Consider the following 1,562-nt stretch of genomic DNA (forward strand, 5'->3'; position numbering starts at 1 on the left):
CGCAGGAGCAGGGCTACGTGTCCTTCATCCCGCTGTCGACCGGCGGCTACACGATCAAGCGCAAGTGGTTCCGCGAGGACGCGACGCGCCGCGGCGAGCGGCACCTCCGGGAGAGCGGGGAGATCCCGGACTTCACGGCGTACGCACGGGACCGCTTCGGCGTCGACGTCGTCGCGCTGCCGCCGTTCCGCCGTGTGCGGTACGACATCAACCTCGAGTCGTTGCGCACCGGGCACCTGTACGGCGTCTTCTTCGACCACTCGCGCCTCGTGGACGCCCCCGACGTCGCGATGGTGCAGTGCGAGCTCGAGTACATCCGGAGCCGCACCGTGCGGCCGTGCGACGAGCAGGAGGTCCTCGACGAGCTCGACGTCGTCGCGCGTTGGCTCGAGGCGCAGCTCACCGCCGCGGGCCTCGACGCACGGCGTGGCGTCTACTCCAAGCTCTCGTTCCTGCGCGACAGCGTGCGCTCGCGCCCCGACCTGGCGGAGGTTCCGTGACGACGCCGCAGACCGTCCTGCTGGATCTTGAGGGCACGCTCTACACGCGTGACGGAGTCATCGACGGAGCCGCCGAGGCCGTCCGGAGGCTGCGCGCCGACGGGCACGTCCTGCGCTTCCTCACGAACACCGACTCGCAGGGCACCGCCGACCTGCACGCGGCACTCGTCGCGCGCGGGCTCGAGGTGCCGGCCCAGGAGCTGTTCACCCCCGTGGTCGCGGCGTCCGTCGCGCTGGCCGACGACCCCGGGGCGCGTGTGCTCGTGCTCGGCACCGCCGCGGTCACCGCCGAGCTCGCCGCGCGGCTCACGGTGGTGGGGCCGGGCGAGGAGCCGACGCACGTCGTGGTCGGCGACGTGCGTCACAGCCTCACGTACGACCTGCTCGACGGCGCGTTCGCGGCGCTGCACGGCGGGGCGCGTCTCGTTGCGCTGCAGAAGGGCCGGTTCTTCCTCTCGGGCGGCGTCGCCCACCTCGACACGGGAGCGGTCGTCGCCGCGCTCGAGCACGCGGCCGCCGTCGAGGCGCTCGTCGTCGGCAAGCCGAGCACCGACTTCGTGCGGCTCGCGCTGCGATCGGCCCCGGGTTCCATGGACCCGGGCCGCACATGGGTCGTGGGCGACGACGCGTCGACGGACGTCGCCATGGGCCTCGCGTTCGGCGCGCGGACCGTGCAGGTGCGCACGGGCAAGTTTGCGCTGCAGTCGGGCGACCCGTCGCTGCCGCGCGCCGGCGCGGTCGTCGACTCCGTGGCGGACCTGCCCGAGCTGATGCGCTCGGAAGCACCGTGACGGTCTTCTGGCTCGTCTGGGACGGCGCTGCCGCCTGGGTCACCGACGAGCTCCTGTCCCGCGGGCACCTGCCGCACCTCGCGCAGGTCCGCGCGGAGGGGTGGGGCGGTGCGCTCGAGCCGTCCCGGCCGAGCTGCCAGACACCACCCGGGCTGGCGACGCTCTTCACGGGCACCGCACCCGCGCGTCACGGCGTCACCGGGTTCTGGGTGCCCGGCGCCCCCGACGGCGACCTGACGCGCTCGGCCCGCGGCTTCACGCCAGGCGTGTG

Annotated in this window: 3 protein-coding genes; all 3 read left to right on the forward strand. The window is 73.9% G+C overall.

Features of this window, described 5'->3' with window-relative positions; all coding sequences use genetic code 11:
• Positions 1 to 500, forward strand: a 500-nt coding sequence (locus tag N869_RS18055; RefSeq protein WP_035062975.1) for a hypothetical protein, incomplete at its 5' end; no start/stop codon positions are given.
• Positions 497 to 1,291, forward strand: a complete 795-nt coding sequence (locus tag N869_RS14970) for an HAD-IIA family hydrolase (RefSeq protein ID WP_035062976.1) — start codon at positions 497 to 499, stop codon at positions 1,289 to 1,291. The genes N869_RS18055 and N869_RS14970, both read left to right, overlap by 4 nt.
• Positions 1,288 to 1,562: alkaline phosphatase family protein (locus N869_RS14975; RefSeq protein ID WP_035062978.1), on the forward strand; the 275-nt coding region annotated here is incomplete at its 3' end. The genes N869_RS14970 and N869_RS14975, both read left to right, overlap by 4 nt.

The sequence above is a fragment of the Cellulomonas bogoriensis 69B4 = DSM 16987 genome, assembly GCF_000767165.1.
Classification (GTDB): domain Bacteria; phylum Actinomycetota; class Actinomycetes; order Actinomycetales; family Cellulomonadaceae; genus Actinotalea; species Actinotalea bogoriensis.